At 30.9% G+C, this 18,411-nt stretch carries 18 protein-coding genes and 2 riboswitches; of the genes, 3 read left to right on the top strand and 15 right to left on the bottom strand.

What is annotated here, in order from left to right; genetic code table 11:
* Positions 1-78: 78 nt before the first annotated feature.
* From AC5SL1_RS03770 to AC5SL1_RS03780, 3 genes are read left to right on the top strand one after another with little or no spacing between them, the layout of a single operon-like run.
* The gene (locus AC5SL1_RS03770) at positions 79-1,533 is read left to right on the top strand and encodes a phosphomannomutase/phosphoglucomutase (RefSeq protein ID WP_494599179.1); all 1,455 of its coding nucleotides are present in this window, start codon (positions 79-81) and stop codon (positions 1,531-1,533) included.
* The gene (locus tag AC5SL1_RS03775) at positions 1,517-1,792 is read left to right on the top strand and encodes a hypothetical protein (protein ID WP_494599180.1); all 276 of its coding nucleotides are present in this window, start codon (positions 1,517-1,519) and stop codon (positions 1,790-1,792) included. Before AC5SL1_RS03770 ends, AC5SL1_RS03775 begins: the two co-directional genes overlap by 17 nt.
* 45 nt (positions 1,793-1,837) lie before the next feature.
* Complete coding sequence (locus AC5SL1_RS03780) at positions 1,838-2,980, top strand: glycine cleavage T C-terminal barrel domain-containing protein (protein WP_494599181.1); 1,143 nt, start codon at positions 1,838-1,840, stop codon at positions 2,978-2,980.
* Between the two features lie 210 nt (positions 2,981-3,190).
* Here AC5SL1_RS03780 and AC5SL1_RS03785 read toward each other — a convergent pair whose 3' ends face one another.
* The 15 genes from AC5SL1_RS03785 to phoU form a co-directional block, all read right to left on the bottom strand.
* Positions 3,191-3,565, bottom strand: a complete 375-nt coding sequence (locus AC5SL1_RS03785; protein ID WP_494599182.1) for a hypothetical protein — start codon at positions 3,563-3,565, stop codon at positions 3,191-3,193.
* Positions 3,565-3,843 carry a hypothetical protein gene (locus AC5SL1_RS03790; RefSeq protein ID WP_494599183.1) on the bottom strand — a complete coding sequence of 93 codons (279 nt, stop codon included), beginning with the start codon at positions 3,841-3,843 and terminating at the stop codon, positions 3,565-3,567. Before AC5SL1_RS03790 ends, AC5SL1_RS03785 begins: the two co-directional genes overlap by 1 nt.
* Entirely contained in the window at positions 3,843-4,166 is a 324-nt protein-coding gene (locus AC5SL1_RS03795) for a hypothetical protein (RefSeq protein ID WP_494599184.1), read from the bottom strand. The genes AC5SL1_RS03790 and AC5SL1_RS03795 overlap by 1 nt, the downstream gene beginning before the upstream one ends.
* A gap of 7 nt (positions 4,167-4,173) precedes the next feature.
* A complete protein-coding gene (locus AC5SL1_RS03800; protein ID WP_494599185.1) occupies positions 4,174-4,623 on the bottom strand; it encodes a hypothetical protein in 450 nt (149 codons plus the stop codon).
* On the bottom strand, positions 4,624-4,866 hold the full coding sequence (locus AC5SL1_RS03805; protein WP_494599186.1) for a hypothetical protein: 243 nt from the start codon (positions 4,864-4,866) through the stop codon (positions 4,624-4,626). It abuts the gene before it with no gap.
* A gap of 4 nt (positions 4,867-4,870) precedes the next feature.
* Positions 4,871-5,089, bottom strand: coding sequence for a hypothetical protein (locus AC5SL1_RS03810; protein ID WP_494599187.1), 219 nt, complete (start codon positions 5,087-5,089; stop codon positions 4,871-4,873).
* 252 nt (positions 5,090-5,341) lie between these two features.
* Entirely contained in the window at positions 5,342-5,887 is a 546-nt protein-coding gene (locus tag AC5SL1_RS03815) for an invasion associated locus B family protein (protein WP_494599188.1), read from the bottom strand.
* On the bottom strand, positions 5,887-7,608 hold the full coding sequence (locus tag AC5SL1_RS03820) for a ShlB/FhaC/HecB family hemolysin secretion/activation protein (RefSeq protein ID WP_494599189.1): 1,722 nt from the start codon (positions 7,606-7,608) through the stop codon (positions 5,887-5,889). Before AC5SL1_RS03820 ends, AC5SL1_RS03815 begins: the two co-directional genes overlap by 1 nt.
* A gap of 7 nt (positions 7,609-7,615) precedes the next feature.
* A complete protein-coding gene (locus tag AC5SL1_RS03825) occupies positions 7,616-12,751 on the bottom strand; it encodes a beta strand repeat-containing protein (protein ID WP_494599190.1) in 5,136 nt (1,711 codons plus the stop codon).
* Between the two features lie 413 nt (positions 12,752-13,164).
* The gene (locus tag AC5SL1_RS03830) at positions 13,165-14,511 is read right to left on the bottom strand and encodes an NAD(P)/FAD-dependent oxidoreductase (RefSeq protein ID WP_494599191.1); all 1,347 of its coding nucleotides are present in this window, start codon (positions 14,509-14,511) and stop codon (positions 13,165-13,167) included.
* Between the two features lie 117 nt (positions 14,512-14,628).
* On the bottom strand, positions 14,629-15,180 hold the full coding sequence (locus AC5SL1_RS03835; protein WP_494574628.1) for an OsmC family protein: 552 nt from the start codon (positions 15,178-15,180) through the stop codon (positions 14,629-14,631).
* Between the two features lie 4 nt (positions 15,181-15,184).
* Positions 15,185-15,249: riboswitch (SAM riboswitch) on the bottom strand.
* A 3-nt stretch (positions 15,250-15,252) separates the two neighbouring features.
* Positions 15,253-16,314: a homocysteine S-methyltransferase family protein gene (locus AC5SL1_RS03840; protein ID WP_494599192.1), complete on the bottom strand. Its 1,062-nt coding sequence runs from the start codon at positions 16,312-16,314 to the stop codon at positions 15,253-15,255.
* A gap of 66 nt (positions 16,315-16,380) precedes the next feature.
* Positions 16,381-16,445: riboswitch (SAM riboswitch) on the bottom strand.
* 295 nt (positions 16,446-16,740) lie between these two features.
* Entirely contained in the window at positions 16,741-16,947 is a 207-nt protein-coding gene (locus AC5SL1_RS03845) for a DUF1737 domain-containing protein (protein ID WP_006996714.1), read from the bottom strand.
* Between the two features lie 85 nt (positions 16,948-17,032).
* A complete protein-coding gene (gene phoB, locus AC5SL1_RS03850; protein WP_494599193.1) occupies positions 17,033-17,713 on the bottom strand; it encodes a phosphate regulon transcriptional regulator PhoB in 681 nt (226 codons plus the stop codon).
* Positions 17,713-18,411 carry a phosphate signaling complex protein PhoU gene (phoU, locus tag AC5SL1_RS03855; protein ID WP_011282192.1) on the bottom strand — a complete coding sequence of 233 codons (699 nt, stop codon included), beginning with the start codon at positions 18,409-18,411 and terminating at the stop codon, positions 17,713-17,715. Before phoU ends, phoB begins: the two co-directional genes overlap by 1 nt.

An 18,411-nucleotide genomic window follows, 5' to 3' on the forward strand; every position in this document is an offset into this window, starting at 1 on the left:
ATTATTCAACAGAACATTTATAGAACATATAAAAAAAATATCAATAAAAAAATAAAATTGATTGTAGAAACATAAGCAATGACAACAAAATTAAAAATAGATCCATATGGCTTCAGGGAGTACGACGCGAGATGGTTGTATGGAACAGATATTAATAGCCTTGGAATAGAGAATCTCGGCAAAGGTTTAGGCACACAAATCATAAAACATACTAAAAAAACGAATCCGAGAATAATTGTTGGTCATGATTATAGATCTTACAGTGAAGAAATAAAAACTGCACTTAAGAAAGGATTACTTTCAACAGGATGTAATATTGAAGACATCGGTTTATCCCTATCCCCTACTGTTTATTTTGCACAATTTAATTTAGATGCTGATGCTGTTGCAATGGTAACCGCTAGTCACAATGAAAATGGTTGGACTGGAGTTAAAATGGGTATCAAAAAAGGATTAACTCATGCACCAGAAGAGATGAAAGAATTAAAAGAAATAACTTTAAATGAAAATTTTATAAAAGGTGAAGGAGTTGAAAAACAAATAGAAGGTTTTCAACAAATTTATAAAGATGATTTAATAACTAAAAATAAAATAACAAAAAAAATTAAAGCCGTTGTTGCTTGTGGAAATGGTACAGCTGGAATATTTGCCCCTGAAATTTTAAGAGGAATTGGTTGTGAGGTAATTGAACTTGATTGTAATTTGGATTGGACTTTTCCAAAATATAATCCAAATCCAGAAGATTTAGAAATGTTACATGCAATTGCAAAAGCAGTAAAAGATAATAATGCAGATATTGGATTTGGTTTCGATGGTGATGGTGACAGAGTTGGTGTGATAGACAACATTGGAGATGAAATCTTTTCAGATAAAATTGGATTATTGATTGCAAGAAACTTATCTAAAACTCATAAAAATTCTAAATTTATTGTCGATGTTAAATCAACTGGATTGTACGCAACTGATAAGGTTTTAAGTGATAATAACTGTGAAACCATTTATTGGAAGACAGGTCACTCACACATTAAAAGAAAAGTTAATACTGAAAAAGCTTTAGCTGGATTTGAGAAAAGTGGTCACTTTTTCTTTAATCAACCATTAGGTTTTGGTTATGATGATGGAATAAATTCTGCAATTCATGTGTGCCATTTATTAGATAACCAAAATAAATCTATGAATGAAATTATAAAAGAACTGCCTAATACTTTTCAAACCCCAACGATGGCACCACATTGTAAAGATGAAGAGAAATATCAAGTGGTTGAAGATTTAGTTAAACAAGTAAACACTATTAAAAATAATAAAACTAAAATTGATGACCAGGAAATTAGTGAAGTACTAACGGTTAATGGTATCAGATTTTCTTTTAAAGATGGTTCATGGGGTTTAATTAGAGCCTCATCTAATAAACCATCTCTTGTGATTGTAACTGAAAGCCCAACATCGAATGAGAGAAAGAAAAAGATCTTTGATTTTATTGATGATCTTTTACAAAAAACTGGCAAAGTTGGTGAATATGATCAAAAAATATAAATATTTATTAATCTTTGTTCTTCTTTTTACCTCTAAAAGTCACGCTTTAAGCCCTGAATATGAGAAGGAATTATACATTGGTTGTTACTCTAACTCTAAAGCATATATTGGCCCGGATGGTGCTAAAATATACTGTCAGTGCACCGTTGATAAATTAAGTGCAAAATTTAGTGATGAAGAGATGGATGAAGTTTTCAGCAAAGAGCCTGAAGAGATTATGGAGCAAACAGCATTTGCGACAGAAGATTGTGAAAAATAATAATTAAAGCTTTTAAAATAATCAAATAATTAATAGGTTTTGAAAATGGAAGATAAAAAAAACTTCGGTTTTGGAACACAGATTAGAAAATCCCCTTACTTTAATTCAACTGTTAAATGGGGTGCAACTGGCTTTTCAGTTTACAATCACATGTATATTCCTCGTGACTTTGGTTCTCCTGAACAAAACTTTTGGAATTTAGTCAATGAAGGGATTTTATGTGATGTTGCAGTGGAGCGACAGGTTGAAATTACAGGACCCGATGCTACAAAATTTATTCAACTGTTAACACCTCGGGATTTATCAAAGCTTGCAGTTGGACAATGCAAATATGTTTTAATTGTAAACAATGAAGGTGGAATTTTAAATGATCCAGTTTTATTAAGATTAAAAGAAAACCATTATTGGTTATCACTTGCTGATAGTGATATTTTATTATGGGCACAAGGCGTTGCAATCAATTCAGGTCTTAATGTTAAAATTATTGAGCCCGACGTTTCCCCTCTTCAATTACAAGGACCAAACTCTGGAAAAATTATGGAGGCTTTATTTGGTGAAAGTATTAATGATCTTAAATATTATTGGTTACGTGAATTAGATTTAGACGGCATTCCTTTAATTGTGTCCCGTACCGGTTGGTCAAGTGAACTTGGTTATGAGTTATATTTAAGAGATGGATCTATGGGGGACCAACTTTGGGAAAAAATAATGGCAGCTGGTAAATCTTATGGTTTAAAACCAGGTCATACATCATCGATAAGACGTATTGAAGGTGGAATGTTATCCTACCATGCTGATGCTGATATAAGCACCAACCCTTATGAACTAAATTTAGGAAGATTAGTTAACCTTGATACTGATATAAATTTTATTGGAAAAGATGCTTTAAAAAAAATAAACAAGGATGGCATTAAGAGAAAACAAGTTGGAGTTATTTTAAATTGTGAGCCTTTAACTGGACCTAACACTACCTTTTGGGAAATCTTAAAAGACAATGAAGTTATTGGTAAAATTACATCTGCAGTTTATTCCCCAAGACTAAAACAAAATATTGCCCTTGCAATGGTTTCAATTAACAGTTCAGAGATTGGAACGATACTTGATGTTAAAATGAATGACAAAATCATTAAAGCAACCATCGTTGAAAAACCTTTCTATGATCCTAAAAAGAAACTAGCAAGTTCTTAGTAAGTCTAGTATTCATAAGCCATGTTAACTCCAAAAGACTATATCTCTCTTTACTTACTAGTAATTGTTCTAACAGTTGTCTCTGTTAACTTCATGTACCGTCTCTATTTTTAGTGGCAACTTCTATCTTTAATTATAATAAAAAATTTTTTTTATATGAAGATTGAGAGTATTTACTTAAGTGTAATGTTTCAATAAATATTAAGACATTTAAATTATTTTCAATAAATCTAACAACCTGTAACCTAAGAAAGGAACTACAAAAAAACTAACCATGCCTATTTTTTCAACCGAATTATCTATTCTTAATATTTTTAATGTAATTATACTTTCAATAAAAACTAAAACCATATTGGCGATGACAGACATTCCCATTAATTTTAAAGCATTCATTAGCTCTGTATTAATTCCAAAAGAAACTAACATTACTAAACCAAAGACACTTCCTATTGTTGAATAATAAGTCAAAAATAGATAAAAGTTTTGACTGGCACCCCTGAAATCTTTCATCCATTTTGTTATGTAGAATAAGAAATACCAAAATAATATGTAAGTAATTGTTAATTCAAAAGTTAGAGGATTCATTATTTATTAGCACCCCAAATCTTTCCTCCCCAAAGATAACTTAAATGCACATAAGACATCCTTAAAGACCACAATCCAGCAATAAATAATAAATAATAAATCAAAGTATTATCTATCAAGGTAAACGCATACCAAATCAACCCTGTTCCAATTATAAAATAAATTAATGCCCAGACAATCATTACATGATTAGGAAAAGACTTTCTTAAATCTTTTTTATCACCAGTTGAATAAATTTTTTTAGTGTAATCTCTTTTAGAATAATTATTTTTTTTCATTATATTTTAAACATTTTATCAAAGTTAAGTTTAGTTGATGATTTAAAATATAAATCATAAACCTCTCTACACATAAGATTTAAATCTGAAACTTGATTGATATATTCTATCTTAAATGGTTTTCCATTAGGATGTCCTTTATTACTATCAAGTATATCTTCTAACTTTGTTTTTAATGGTTCAATTTTGGATACAATTTCTGGATTATTAATTTCGTTACCCAATTCTTTTTCTTTTATAAAAGCAATAAATTGAAGGCATTGTAAAGTGATATTAGTACCACTTTTAAAAGAACAATCTTTTAAGAAATCAAAAATACTCATTCTAATCTTATTTGTTTTTTTTATATTTTTTATGAAGGTACGAAACCATTCCCATGGGTGCAAACTTTTCTCCTTTTTTAAGAAAATCATGCAACTCCTGCCCCCCGACTTTTCGACCTTCTATAAATAATTTTTTTTCTAACAAATCTGGAATGCTTTCAAAAATTTCATCACCCTCTTCTTTACCAAAGTACGCTCTAAATACTGTTAATGATATTAATTTCCAAGCATCATCATCATCTTTTAATTTTCCGACTTGCAAAAAGCTATCTGTATGTCCAAAAATATAACCTAGTATCCATTCATGTTTGGGTAGTGAATCTTTGGGTGCTAGATTACCGGTAATCATTGAAGATTGAACTTGTAGAATAGTCATTACTTTGTCATAAGTTTCTTCTACTAATTCACTATTACTACTTTTAGTTTTTTTAGTTTTGAAAAAATCAAATAATCCCATCTATTTATTTTTAAAGCTTGGAATAAACTCATCCCAATTTCCTTTCATTACATAAACATTCCACTCACACGCTTTTTCTATCCACCATTTCTCCGAATACTTTGCGCCTCCTCTTGGGTTTTCAAACGTCATCCTAACACACTTATTAAATGAAAGTTGTCTTTCATAAGCACTGTTAAAGAAAAACCCTGCGACTATAATTATTGAACCAATGATTATTGCTTTTGGTGTGTCTAATTTCATTTATCTAATTTCCATCTCTAATTTTTCTTAAATCATTCATGGCATCTCTTGAAAAATATCTTATCGTTACACTGTCATCTGACCCTATGTATTTAGTGTCATTTTTAATTTCATTTATCTGATAGCTAAAATAAACCAAAAAACAGATAATAGTTATTCTAAACCAATTATCTCTACTAAATTTTTGAATATTCTTATAATCTTTGTGACTGTTTGTGTTCATTATTTATCCTTTCGTTTAATCTTTATTTTATAATCCAAAAAATGATATTTATTATATAAACCAAAATACCATAAAATAAGAACATCAGAAATTTGTCTTTTCCTGACTTTTCTTTCCAGTTCAAAGTAAATAACGCAGCAGGTGATGCAACTAGTAAAATAACCCCAACAACAATTACCAATACTGATAAAATTATAAATACATTCATAAATTAACTTTTATCATATATTTTCTTAAATATTAAATCTGTCTTTAATTAATAAGTTTAACCAGATCTAGTTGTTTCGAAGCTTTGGAAAAACCAGCAAGGTTTGTGTCGATATTAATTACTTGTTTATTAGAAAAACTTTTAACCGACATTAATAGTTTTTGACTTTTTATTAAACTTTCATAAACCTTATCATATTGAGCCTGCTCATCTTTTATTTCGGTATCTGTTGTTAATAAAACTAAACATCCAAAACTCTCACAATTTGCCCATTTTAATTCTATGATTTCGTTATCATCAAATTTTAATTGTAAATTACTTTGCAAATCTATTCCTAGAGGCGAAATTATTGTAATTATTTTATTCAGTTGGTTTTTTGAATTAGTAAATTTTGAATAAATAATTGAAAAATTAATATTAGAATTTTGAATTCTTACAGATTGTGAAACTTCACAATTTTTTTTATCAGTACTTTCTATACATTGATATGTCCAATTTTCATATTGTTGGGTGATTACTTTTGGTGGTAATTCTTCAGCTACTACTAAAGTTGAAACAAGTACAAAAATAAAAAGATGTATAATTTTCATTAATAATTTTTTGTTAAACTAAAATATGCACGATTTCCTTTTGTAAGTCCATCTACATCTTTAGTTTCTGTATCTGAGCCTGGGTTATTACCAATTGTAAAAGCATAGGTAGCATTAAAATTAATATCTTTAAATATTGTAGCATCTAAAGCAAAACCCCATCCTCTTAAGATATAATTATTTTTTAGTTTTGGATTTGTTGAATTCCAATTTTCATAAAGATGTTTGTGAAGTTTTATTTTTCCATAATCATAAAAAAGTGTACCTTCAAATTTATCAAAATTTCTCTTAAGCTCTAAGTTTGTAATAAAGCCTAAATCACCAGATGCCTCACTGGATGGATATGCTCTAACACCATTAACTCCACCAAGTGAAAATTGATCAGACCCATCAAGATTATCTGCTGAATATTGACCATTAAATTTAATTAATAAATTTGTTTTTTGATTTAAATTTTGCAATCTATTTAAAATCAAATTACTCTTTAAATTTCTTCCATTGGTATCAGTGGTGGTTTGATCTGTTTCAAAATTTGTTTGATTATCTGTTAAATCAACATCTCCCAAAGAAAAAGATATGGAACCAAAATTTACACCCCCACCAAATGCATTGTCTGTTTTATCAAACCCCACATTTAGCAGAGCTTTTGTGGTGTCTTTATCACTATTATTTCCAGTATTGAGATTATTGACATAGTCGTTTCTTGAAAGTGATAAAGAGGAATTTAGATTAAATCTTAAAGTTTCAATTAATTTTTTACTTAAAGTAACATTATATTCAGTTGAATAACCAGATGGCATGGTTGAATCAAATGGATCAGACAATTTATATTCCATTTTTGATGTTCTAAATGTTGCCTGGAGACCATTATGACCCAATGGAAAAATTGCACTTAAGGCATAGTAATTAGATTTTTCATACTGGTCTTCATTCAAGACATCTCCCGTCATTGTGCTAGAAAAAATAAATCGTTCTCCAAGATTAAAAAGACCATCTATATTAATTGAGTTTGATAATCTTCCAGTTCCTGAAGATCTGGATCCATGATTATTTGTGATTGTAGATCCTGAAAACATTGGTGTATTAAATATTTGAATTTTAATATCTGTTTCACCAAAGTTTTCTCCTTCTTGAAGTTCAGCCACAGCATTTATTCCATATAAGCTATTAATTTGTCTAATATTTTTATCTAACTGGCTTATATTTAAAACAGATTCTTTTTCTAATTTGTTATTAATAAATCTTTTAATTCTTTTTTTTGATAGATTTATTTCAGATGACCCTGTGTCAATTATAATTTTACCTAATTTACCCTCTACAATCTTAATAATTATTATTCCTTCATTAATGTTTTGTTCTGGTAAATAGGCTGTAGCTAGAAAACCTCTTGTTCTATAATAATTTGATATAATGTTGGTTACATTAAGTAAATCATCATAGTTAAGTTCTTGAGAAATAAAATTTTCTATACTTTTTTTTAATTCATCACTTGAATATTTAATATTTCCATCAAATAAAATATCTGTAACTAAAATTTTTAAAAGCTGATCTTGATTATCTTGCTCAATATTAGTTTTGGGCTCAATTAAAGTTTGTTCCTCTTGTTGTTGAGGTAATTGTGGAAGTTCTTTATTAAGATCATCTACTGTTGGAATAGTTTCAGCATGTAAAGAGCCTGTAACTAAAATTAAAAATAAAACTTTTAAAGAAAAATTAAACATAATCTGTTTAACAGCTTAAAGTTTGATCCACTTCACATGCTCCTAAATCAGGATTTTCTTTGCTTGTATTTGGATTTAAAAAACTAGCTTTTATTTTTCCACCAGGTCCTTTTAAAAATAATTCTTTAATGTCCCTTGGTGCTTTATTAAAATTATCATTTGAAAAATCATTTTTACTAGATGTGTTTGATTTTATCGTAGCTAAATTATTTCTTGCGCCTTCGAAATTGTTAAAAAATCCTTGAGTATTATTTCTTGGCTTAGGATTTATATCTTTTCCAAAATCAGAACTATCTCCATAAACAATTTCAACCGATTTTTTAAAACCTATTGATGTATTTCCTGAAAATGAAATATTTTTAAAAGTATCTAAAAAAGAATTTCTTAATATTTTTGTAATTTGATTTGCTCCTTTCTCAGCTTTTTTTGCTCTATCATTTGAACTTGTAACAGGACCCATAGTTTGTCCTAATCCTTTTTTAGTTCCAACTGGAACAGAGTTATTAATGGTTCCATAATTTCTGTTAATCACTTGATAACCAGTAAGACCATTATAGCCAGCAAGTGCAGTGCTTCTTCCAACTGTTGAATTAAAATTTACCACAGGTATAGAATTTGCACCTCGATCAATTTCAATGGCTTTAGCAATTAAAGTATGTTTTCCTTTAACGGTATCATTTACTGTGCCATTGAATTCAACTTTAGGATCCATTGATAAAAATGTTCTAGTGGTGCCATTCGTTGCTGTACTTCCAATTAATACATCACCATTATAAATTTGCTCTTCGTAAGTCATTACATCGCCTTTGATGGTAATTTCATTAGCATCTACCTCTAATTTATAAAAACTATCTGCTGTATTATTAATGTTTACAACTTCATCATTAAAAGCGTAACCAACTCTATCTCCAAATAAAACATTTCCTGTACCTGCATCAATGTTAAGAGATCTAGCTTTAGCATTACCTTCTCCTTTTAAAGTTCCTTTAAAGCTAATATTTGAATTTGTAGTTGAAATTTCAGCTGCAGTTGCTCTTGAACCCGCTTTTACCACAACATTGTTGTTATAAATCTGTGCGCCAGTCGTTGTAATGCCGGAATCTAATTGAACATTACCTGTAACAGTTAATGAAGATAAAGTAATGCTTGAAGCCGTTGAAATTCTACCACCAGAGGAAATTATTACTGGAGTTGCCCCTAAAGCATTTACGTGAGAAGCTTTTATTCCACCATCAGCAATATTAATTGTACCTGTAAATGTATTATTTCCCGCAAAATCTTGTGTACCAGTTCCACCAAGAATTAATGTACCAGTCCCTGATAACACTCCATCAAATGTATTACTTATAGATGAGTCAATTTCTAAAGTTGCGCCAGTTGCAATTTTAAAATTCCCATTAGAGTCGTTACTTCTTCCCCAATTTCCTGCTAATTTAACTTTACCTGCTTGAATATCAATTCCATTATTTTCATCTTGGTTAGCATTAGTGTTTGTGTTTGAAAAAGTTGTTGTTCCAGTTCCAACTTTTACTAAATCATATCCACTGTTATTGTATTGAGAAATAGATCCAGAAAAAGTGGTATCTTGATTATTAAAACCAAATGTTACTTTTTTATTTTGCCATCTCCAATTTGTAGCATCACCTGCAAGACCACCAAAATTAATTGAACCTCCAGAAACTACTGACCAACCTTTTCTAACATCTGTTCTTGTACTGTTAAGATAAACAGTTGAATATTTCCATGCATCAGCATTTGCAATATGAACTCCATTATTTGAGCCTGTTGTGTAATTAAATCTTGTATCTCCCGTATAAGTATTAGCTGAATAGATTGTCATTGTTTTGTTACCAGTTTTTCCATAAGTAACGCCACCTACTCCACTGATAACAGAATAAATTTTATTTCTTCCATTGCCTCCGCTACCATCAATAAAATTATGTTGTCCTGACTCTAAATAAATCCCTCTATTATTATTATATCCAAAGTTAACATGGGCTAGAGAGTTGCTTGAATTAACTGATCCAAAATAAATAGTTCCAGTGTTCCTTAATAGAATGTTATCCGGGTCATCCGATGAAGGGTTGGCACCAAAGTTTCTATCTGTCTTAGCTGCAATTTTACCTCCATCAATAATTGTTCCTCCTGTATAAGTGTTCGTAGCAGTTGGTTCAAAAATTCCTGCGCCTGATACGTTTACTGCTCCAGAACCTGAAATTACACCAGTTGAAATTAAATTTGCACTTGTATCAAATTTAAATGTTCCACTATTTGCAATTGCTCCAGCATATGAACCAGCACCTAAATTTCCTGAGCCACTTAATGTAAGTGTTCCTGCCGAAATAGTAGTGCTGCCTGTGTAAGTATTATTTCCTCTTAAAAGTAAATTACCATTTCCAGTTTTAGTTAAATTTTTACTGCTTCCACTAATTACTCCATCAATAATTAAATTATTATCAGCTTTGATAGTTGAGTGTGCTCCTAAAGTAATATTTCCATCCCAATACTGACCAAAACCATTTGTTCCACGAAGTGTTCCGCCATTTAAAGTTAGTGCATTAGTTAAAGCACCATCATCACTTCGATCAATCCAAAGCGTTGCACCACTTGCAACTGAGATTGATCCTGTTCCAAAAACATCATTCGACCTACTTGCGGCGCCACCAAATAATGTACCCGCGCTAACTGTTGTGCCTCCTGTATAGGTATTATTTGCTGATGTGGTTAAACTTGAAGTTCCAGCTTTAACTAAAGCAGTATCTCCACTAATCACTCCTGAAATAGTTGAGCCACCAGAGTTTGTTACTGTCAGATCTCCTCCAACTTCTATAGCTTGAGCGCTAAACTGATTTGCAGTTATAGATAAATTGTTTATTGCGGCACCTGCATCTACTGCTTCAATTGATATCGCATTCAAAATTGGATTAACGTCATTGCCATGTAATCTCCCTCCACTATTTTCAGCAGTTCTTCCTGATAATCTAAACATTACATTTGTTGACGCTGCCTCAAATTGATAGGTCAAATATCTTCCTCGATTAACACTGGTGCTTCCAGCATCTAAAGGTCTAAAATCATCTACAATTTTTGTTCCATCTACATAGACATCAAAATATCTATTATAATTTTGTTCTTTAAATAAAGCTTGAATCTTATATTTTTGGCCAGCTGTAGCATTTGTAAATTGGACATAAGGAGAATGTCCCGTTCCACCAGACCATCTAATACCCTTCATTATGTTATTCAAACCTGTGTTGCCATAATTTCTTGAATTCCAATTTTGGATTTCATGTTGGAATGACTCATTTGCATTTGAGGTATTATTAGATGCGCGACCATCTTGAAATGTCACATCACCTATAGTGGTTGCTGTTCCAGCTATGTTAATCGCGTTCAAGAAAGTACCACTAAAATCTAAATCACTTATTGATGTAAAATTACCTTGAGCAAATCCTGCAGAATAATCACCTACTTGTTTAACTACATTAGATGAAAAAGTGACATTTCCCGTGCCAGCATTAATTGTAAAATTATTACTATTTTCTCCAGTAACAGCTCGAATAACACCACTAATATCTACATTACCTCCGTTTGTGGTAAATGTCGTATTGGTTGCTCCAATTTCTAAAATTGTATTTATATCAATAGATAAAGTTCCATTAGAAGATGTAATATTTGCATTCAAAACCGTGGTTGTGGCATCAAATGTTAGAGTAGAATTTCTAGATCCTGAGTAAGAAATATTATTATTTAAAGTGATTGTGTTATCTGCTGTTAACGTTACATCCGTACTTGATAAGTTGGTGGCATAAGTTGAGGCTGCAGATGCATCAATTGTTAAATTAGTTGGGTCAACCAACCAATTTCCATAACTTCCACTAACAGAACTGGTGTTAACTCTAATTCCATTAATATTTAAATCAGCACCTGAAGTTTCTATTTGGCCCCCACTGCCATCGATACCTTTAGCTTCCAATGTTCCGCTTACTGTTGTGAGTGAATTTGAATTTTTTATATCTGACCATGCTACAATTGTTCCGCCTGATCCACTTGTTAAGGCGTTTGCTGTGATTTTAGAATTTGAATCAATATTTAGATATGTTGCTTGAAGTAAATCACCTGAACCTTGCCAATCTCCACCAATTAAAACTTTTCCTCCCCCTGTTTTACCATCAGCTGATATTGTTGCAGTATTGATATCAATTTCTTTAGCAGTAACTTCTACTGAGCCACCATTTGAAGTGTCAGAGTTAGAATTTAATGTACCTGAAATTGTTGAAGCACCATTTGAACCTGCATCAATTTTAATATCTTTGGCTGTAATTGCTCCAGTATTAGTAACTAATTTAACAATTCCATTCTCTGATATTAAACCATCTGATTTAGCATTTTCAATTTTAATTACTTGATCAACGACAGATTGAGCAATATCTGTTTTTAAAGTCACAATTCCATTTTGAGATTTAATATTTCCTTCGTTATTAATTGAAGATTTTATTTTTGAAGGATTGACTGATACCGTTAAAAGATTGCTATCACTTATACTTAATTTTAGATTATCTCCAGCAGCAAGGCTTGTTGCAACATTTGTATTAATAGTTCCTTTATTAGTAATTATTGGAGAAAGCAAAGCAACATACTCACCCTCTATGTTACCTTCGTTTATTAAAGTTGAATTATTGTTAGTTGAAAAGTTATAAGTACTATTTAAATAATTTTGTTTAGTTAAATTTAAAGTTGATAAAATTGCGCCCTCAGATCTAATTGCAGACGTAGGTCCTGTTAAAATTCCAGTTGGGTTTACTAAAATTAGACGACCATTGGAAAAAATAGATCCATTGATGATTGATTGACCACTTAATACATTATTTAAAATACTTGATCTTGAGGTTGGTTGATTAAAATGTACTGATGCACTTGAACCTACATTAAAAGTATCCCAATTCACTATTCCTTGATTAGATGTTTGATTTACATCCATCTTTCCAACTTCTGGTATTGAAATTGTTACGTTTCCACTAATTACATTTCCACCAGTTGGAAGTGTTGTTGCTGCAATATCGGCAAATGAATAGGTGTATGGATTTCCAATACTAAGGAGATAGATAAATAACCAAGTTAAAAAATTTTTTAGTCGTTTCATATTTTCTTAACTTGTATTTTGGGTGGGGCATGGTTTAAATTTGAAAACCAACCTTTTTGATTTCCCATGCCCATAGATGTGCACTTGGTTGTAGCACTTAACCAATATGACATAATTGCAGTTTGTTTCATTTTTTTTTGAATTTTATTAAGATTACAAATAATATTTTAAATTAATTTACCAAATGATGCAATTTAAGAAAAATTTCACGGAAATAAGTTTAATAAAAACTTATCGTTTAGTTTGTGATGATTAATAAATCAACTTGAGGTAGCAACAAAAGCTACCTTTAACAAATATTATTTAAAATAAATTTATAAATATAAAATGCTATTTTTTTTATCAGCTTCACTCATAGTGAGTTTCATAACTCAATATTGCGAAACCTCTAATCAGGTGTCTAGGTAATGGAATTAGTTAATATTAAATCTGTCTTTAATTATATAAAACCACACCGCTAATCTAAAATAAAATGTTCTTAACTTAGGAAAGATAAATTTCTTAGGTAATCCTTTATAAATTTTTGAAATATCTAACTCTTTACTGTTTGATAATACTAACTTAGACAATTGTTTTCCAGTCCAAGGAGCAGCACTCACTCCAACCCCATTATAACCAAATCCATAATAAATCTCTTCATTATCAATTTTACCAATGGAGGGAGTTAATTTTTGAGATAAAGCAATTAATCCCCGCCAATTATAATCAATATTAATGTCTTTCCATTTAGGAAAAATATCTTTTAAAAACTTTTCCATTTTCTTAGACATATCTAAATTAGATTGATCACTGCCACTTAAATCTCCTCTGGTACCAAATAAAATTCGATTGTCAGGTAACTTTCGATAATAATATAAAAGATTTTTAGTATTAGCTATTGGAGAAAATGTTTTAAAATTATGTTGGTCAATTTCTTGCTCGGTTAAGGGTTGGGTGACAATAATATTTGAAATTACTGGTAAAATTCTTGAATTCATCTCTGGGATTAAACCTTCTTGGTAGAACCCATTTGTTGCAACAACTATTTTTTTTGAACGAATAGATCCTTCTTTAGTCCTTAAAATATAAGTGCCCTTATCTTTATCAATTTTATCAACTTTAGTGTGCTCGAAGATTTTTAATTGTTTAGATAAAGCATATTTTGCAATGCCATTAACAAACTTAAGAGGATTGATTGCAAAACCAGGTTTATAAGAAAAAGCTCCAAATTGCTCTGTACCCCCATGGCCAATTTTATCAAAGTCTTCTTTTGAATAAATTTCAGTTTCAATACCAAACTCTTCTTTGTAAGCTTTGGCTTGTTCTTTAATATCTTTAAACTTACTTGGGTGATGGGCGACTACGTAATTACTATCCCCCGTTACATCACAATCAATATTATATTCTTGTATAATATCTTTTGTATAATTTGAGCCTTCAACAGAGTTTTTAAAGAACTTTTTAGTTTCATCATTGCCGTAAATAGCTTGCATCTTTTTAAAAGACATCTTACTTGGTGGCAGACAACAAAAACCTGCATTACGAGATGAAGCCCCCCAACCTATTTTTCCAGCTTCAACTAAAATGACCTCTAAATTATGATTTTCTATTAAATTAATTGCACAGGATAAACCAGTATACCCTCCTCCTATTACAACAATTTCTGAACTAATATCTTTATTAAGTTTTTCTAGATTTAAATTTTCGCTTGAATGATCTTCCCAGTAACTATTAACTGGGGTGTTAAATTGATAAATATCGGAATGATAAATATTTTTCATTAACAAGACCCTAGCACGCAATTAATACTTAATTCTAGTCAAACTTCTAATTTTTTAGGATTTGAAATGAACTTAAAAGACTTAAGCCCTATTTTCATAGGGCTTAAATTAGATTAGTTAAGCAGCACTTGCTCTTTGCTCTATGTGCTCTTTATTATTAGAACTTGAAGAAACCTTTTGAAACAATTTAATAGGAACTCCTTTTGATAAAATATCTAATACCGGGCAATGTGTATTTACCGTATCAATCAATTTATCTATTTCTGCTTTAGGTGATGAAGATTTAATATCAACAGTACCAGAGATGGATTGAAAGCCAGGTCTAGTGTTTTTATTTAAAGCTAAAAAACCCTGAAGATCTAATTCACCTTTTAATTTAACACTAACACTCTCAATATTAATACCCGCTGCTGTAGCAAATGCTTTATAGGTTATCTCCTGACACGTTGCTAACGCTGCTAATATTAACTCTACTGGGCTGGGTCCCTCATCTTTTCCACCAAAACTTTTGGGTTCATCAACAACTAATTTATGCTCTCTAAGAGTGACTACAGATTGAAGTCCTTCTTTAAGAATTGAGTTGCTTTCATATTGGACCAAAGCATTTTTGGGGTTGGCTGTAAAATCCTTCTGAAGATTACTTATTGTTTCTTTTAGATTGTTACTCATTTGTTTTCTCCTGTTTTAGTGCTTCGACATATGTCAGGCGCACAATTTAGTTAAATGCCCTTCTTAATTTATTTACGCTTTGTCTCCATATTCAGTCATATGTTTTGGAATTCTTTTATTTTTTCCATACATAAAATGATTTTCCATGTTCTCTCGATATTTACTTGCTGGAACAGTTAAACCAATTGACTCAGCAACTTCCCTAATCAACATTGGGTTTGCTCCACAACATACTCCAAGGTAATTAATGCCTAGGGCATAAGCGTCTTTTGCAAATTTACCTATTTCATATCTATTACAAAAGTGTGGGTCCAATGCTGTTGGAAACGTTCTTCCATGAGGTGATGGACACTGACAATCGCTTCTATCTGGTAGATTAAAAAATGTTGGGTAATCTTCAGTGGTTCTATAAGGAATAGGTAAAGCTCCAACATGACATTTAACTGCTTTTCTAATTTCTTTTAAAAAAGGAAACATAGTAGCAGGTCCTCTAAAACAATTTAAACCAACAACATCGGCCCCTAATTGCTCTAGCTCTTTACAGGTATCAACAACTGATTTTCCATCTCTCATTTTATTTTCACCCATTGGGGATATGGTTAATACAGTTGGTAAACCTGTTTTTTTCATTATCTCTAAAGCTTTAAAAGCTTCTTCAGCATAATAAAAAGTTTCACCAATTAACATATCAGCACCTTCTTCAACGGCCCAACCAATCATCTCTGTAAACATTCCTTCAACTTCTTTTTGAGATTGTGGATCATTATGTTTCCAGATATTTGAATTTGAAATATTACCTGCCATCAAATTTGGTTTTGATCCTTTAGGAGTATCTAGTGCTACTTTTTTAGCAATTTTTAATGCTGAACGATTTAGTGGTTCGAGAAGTTCTTCCTTACCAATAACACGCATTTTTTCTCTGTGTCCATTATAAGTAAAGGCCTCAACTACATCAGATCCTGCGTGTTGAAATTCTCTATGTAAATTTTCTAAAACTTCAGGATGATCTAATGACACCATTGGAACAAATTCCCCTGATGACATATAGCCACGTCTTTCTATCTCAAATAAAAAACCTTCTGCGCATATAACAGGTCCTTTATCTAATCTTTCTTTTAATTTATTTGTGCTCATTTTTTTTCCTCTTGTTTTGGAGAAAAAAGGTCACAAAATAATCAGAGGTTATATTCATAGGCCTCTTTTCTCCTTTTTAGTGCTTAAGCAAATGCAGGGCGCACAATATGGTTCAACTGCCCGGCTTAATTTTATGAAAGATAAAAAAAAACCACCTGTCTAAAGCGGTGGTTGAAGCGTCGCTTTAGCAGGATTTATAACGCGCTCTGCAATTTAACTTAACTCAGCGCAACTAAATATAATCAACTTTCTCTCAAACTGTCAATTGAAAAAATAAATAATAGTTAAAATTATGAGAATAATGACAATCCAAATACTAAGATTAGTTAAAAACTGCTTTAATTTAGAATTAGATTGTAGAAAAGCTGGGAGTACTAATAAGAGTATCCCTAGCATATAAACAAAGGGTATTATCTGATCTGCCATTTATATCGATGATAGCTTCATCTTTTTGGAATACTTTTTCTGAGGTGAATTTTTTATAACTGCTTGAGCACAACGCATGACCCCTCTTTTTTTATCAAAAGTCATTTTGGGTTCACCATACAATTTCCATCCATTGGATATGGCCTCCGTTACACGATGGCAAAATTCTGAAGTGTCGTCACTTGTAATAAATCTATAACCTTTCATAATCAGACCTTAACAAGTCCTAAATCGGGTGTCTATGTTCAGTTTATTATTATTATTTTAAGTCTTTATGCTTCTACAGTCATTACTAATTTAATGAATAGCCAGCTGATCTTACGGTTCTAATTAATTCTTTAAATCCATCAATATTAATACTTTGTCTAAGTCTTCTTATATGAACATCAACTGTTCTTGTTTCAACATTGATATTATCAGACCAAACATTCTCTAGAATTTGATCTCTTGAGTAAACACGTTTAGGGTTTTTAATAAAAAAATTGATTAAATCATATTCCTTAGGTCCCAAATGAATTTCTTTGTTTTTTCTAAAAACACGTCGTGTTAATCTATCCACCTTAAGGTCTTCGAATTCAATAATATCAGAAACTAATGAGGGCTTAGATCTTCGAAGTAGCGCTTTTATTCTTGCAAGTAATTCTGGGAAACTAAAGGGTTTGGTGATGTAATCATCTGCACCAGAGTTTAACCCTTTAATCTTATCTTCATCCTCACCCTTAGCAGTAAGCATTATGATTGGAATTTCTTTAAATTTTTTTTCTTTTTTTAAAATTTTACAAATTTCTACGCCAGAAAAATCAGGTAACATCCAGTCTAATAAAACAAGATCAGGAAATAATTTTTTAATATCTTCAATACCCTCATTGCCATTGTCTGATGATGAAACTTTATAACCTTCTTTTTCAAGGTTATATTTAACTAAAGTGATAATGGGTTGTTCGTCTTCTACAATATGAATGCTAACGGTCATTAGTTTGGATCAAAATCTTTACCTTTAGGTCTTGCTCCTTCAATATGCTCTCCCTCGATTAGATAAAATAAAGCTTCAGCGATATTAGTAATATGATCTCCTGCTCTTTCAATATTTTTAGTCACAAACAATAAGTGTGTTGCTAGATCTAAATTTTTTTTATCTTTGCTTAAGAAATTTGCAACTTCGTTCATTGCGATATGTGTTAAATCATCTACTCTCTCATCTGATTTCCAAATTTTAACAGCAGCTTCTTTTGACTGGTTAAGATAAGCATCCAAAACATCTTTCAATTGTCTTTGAACTAACTCCCCTAATCTTTTTAAACTGGCAATTAACTCTTCTGGAAGATCGCGTGGTAAAGGTTTGATCTTTTTAGCAACACTTTTTGCTAAATCACCAATACGTTCAAGATCACTTGAAATTTTTAAAGTTGAAATAGTTAATCTTAAATCAATTGCCATCGGGGCTCTTTTAACAAGTACTGTTACAATCTGCTCTTCAATAGTTGCTCTTAACTCATTAATTTTTTCATCATTTTTAATAATGTTTTCAGCAGCTTCTTTATCAACTTTGATGATGGCCTCCATTGAGTCTGTCAACTGAGCTTCAACTAAGCTACCCATTTTAATTAAGTTATCATTTAAACTTTGTAATTCATCCTCGTAGGATTTAACAATATGTGTAATATCTGACAT

The organism is Candidatus Pelagibacter sp. PS_10_02, assembly GCF_059418005.1.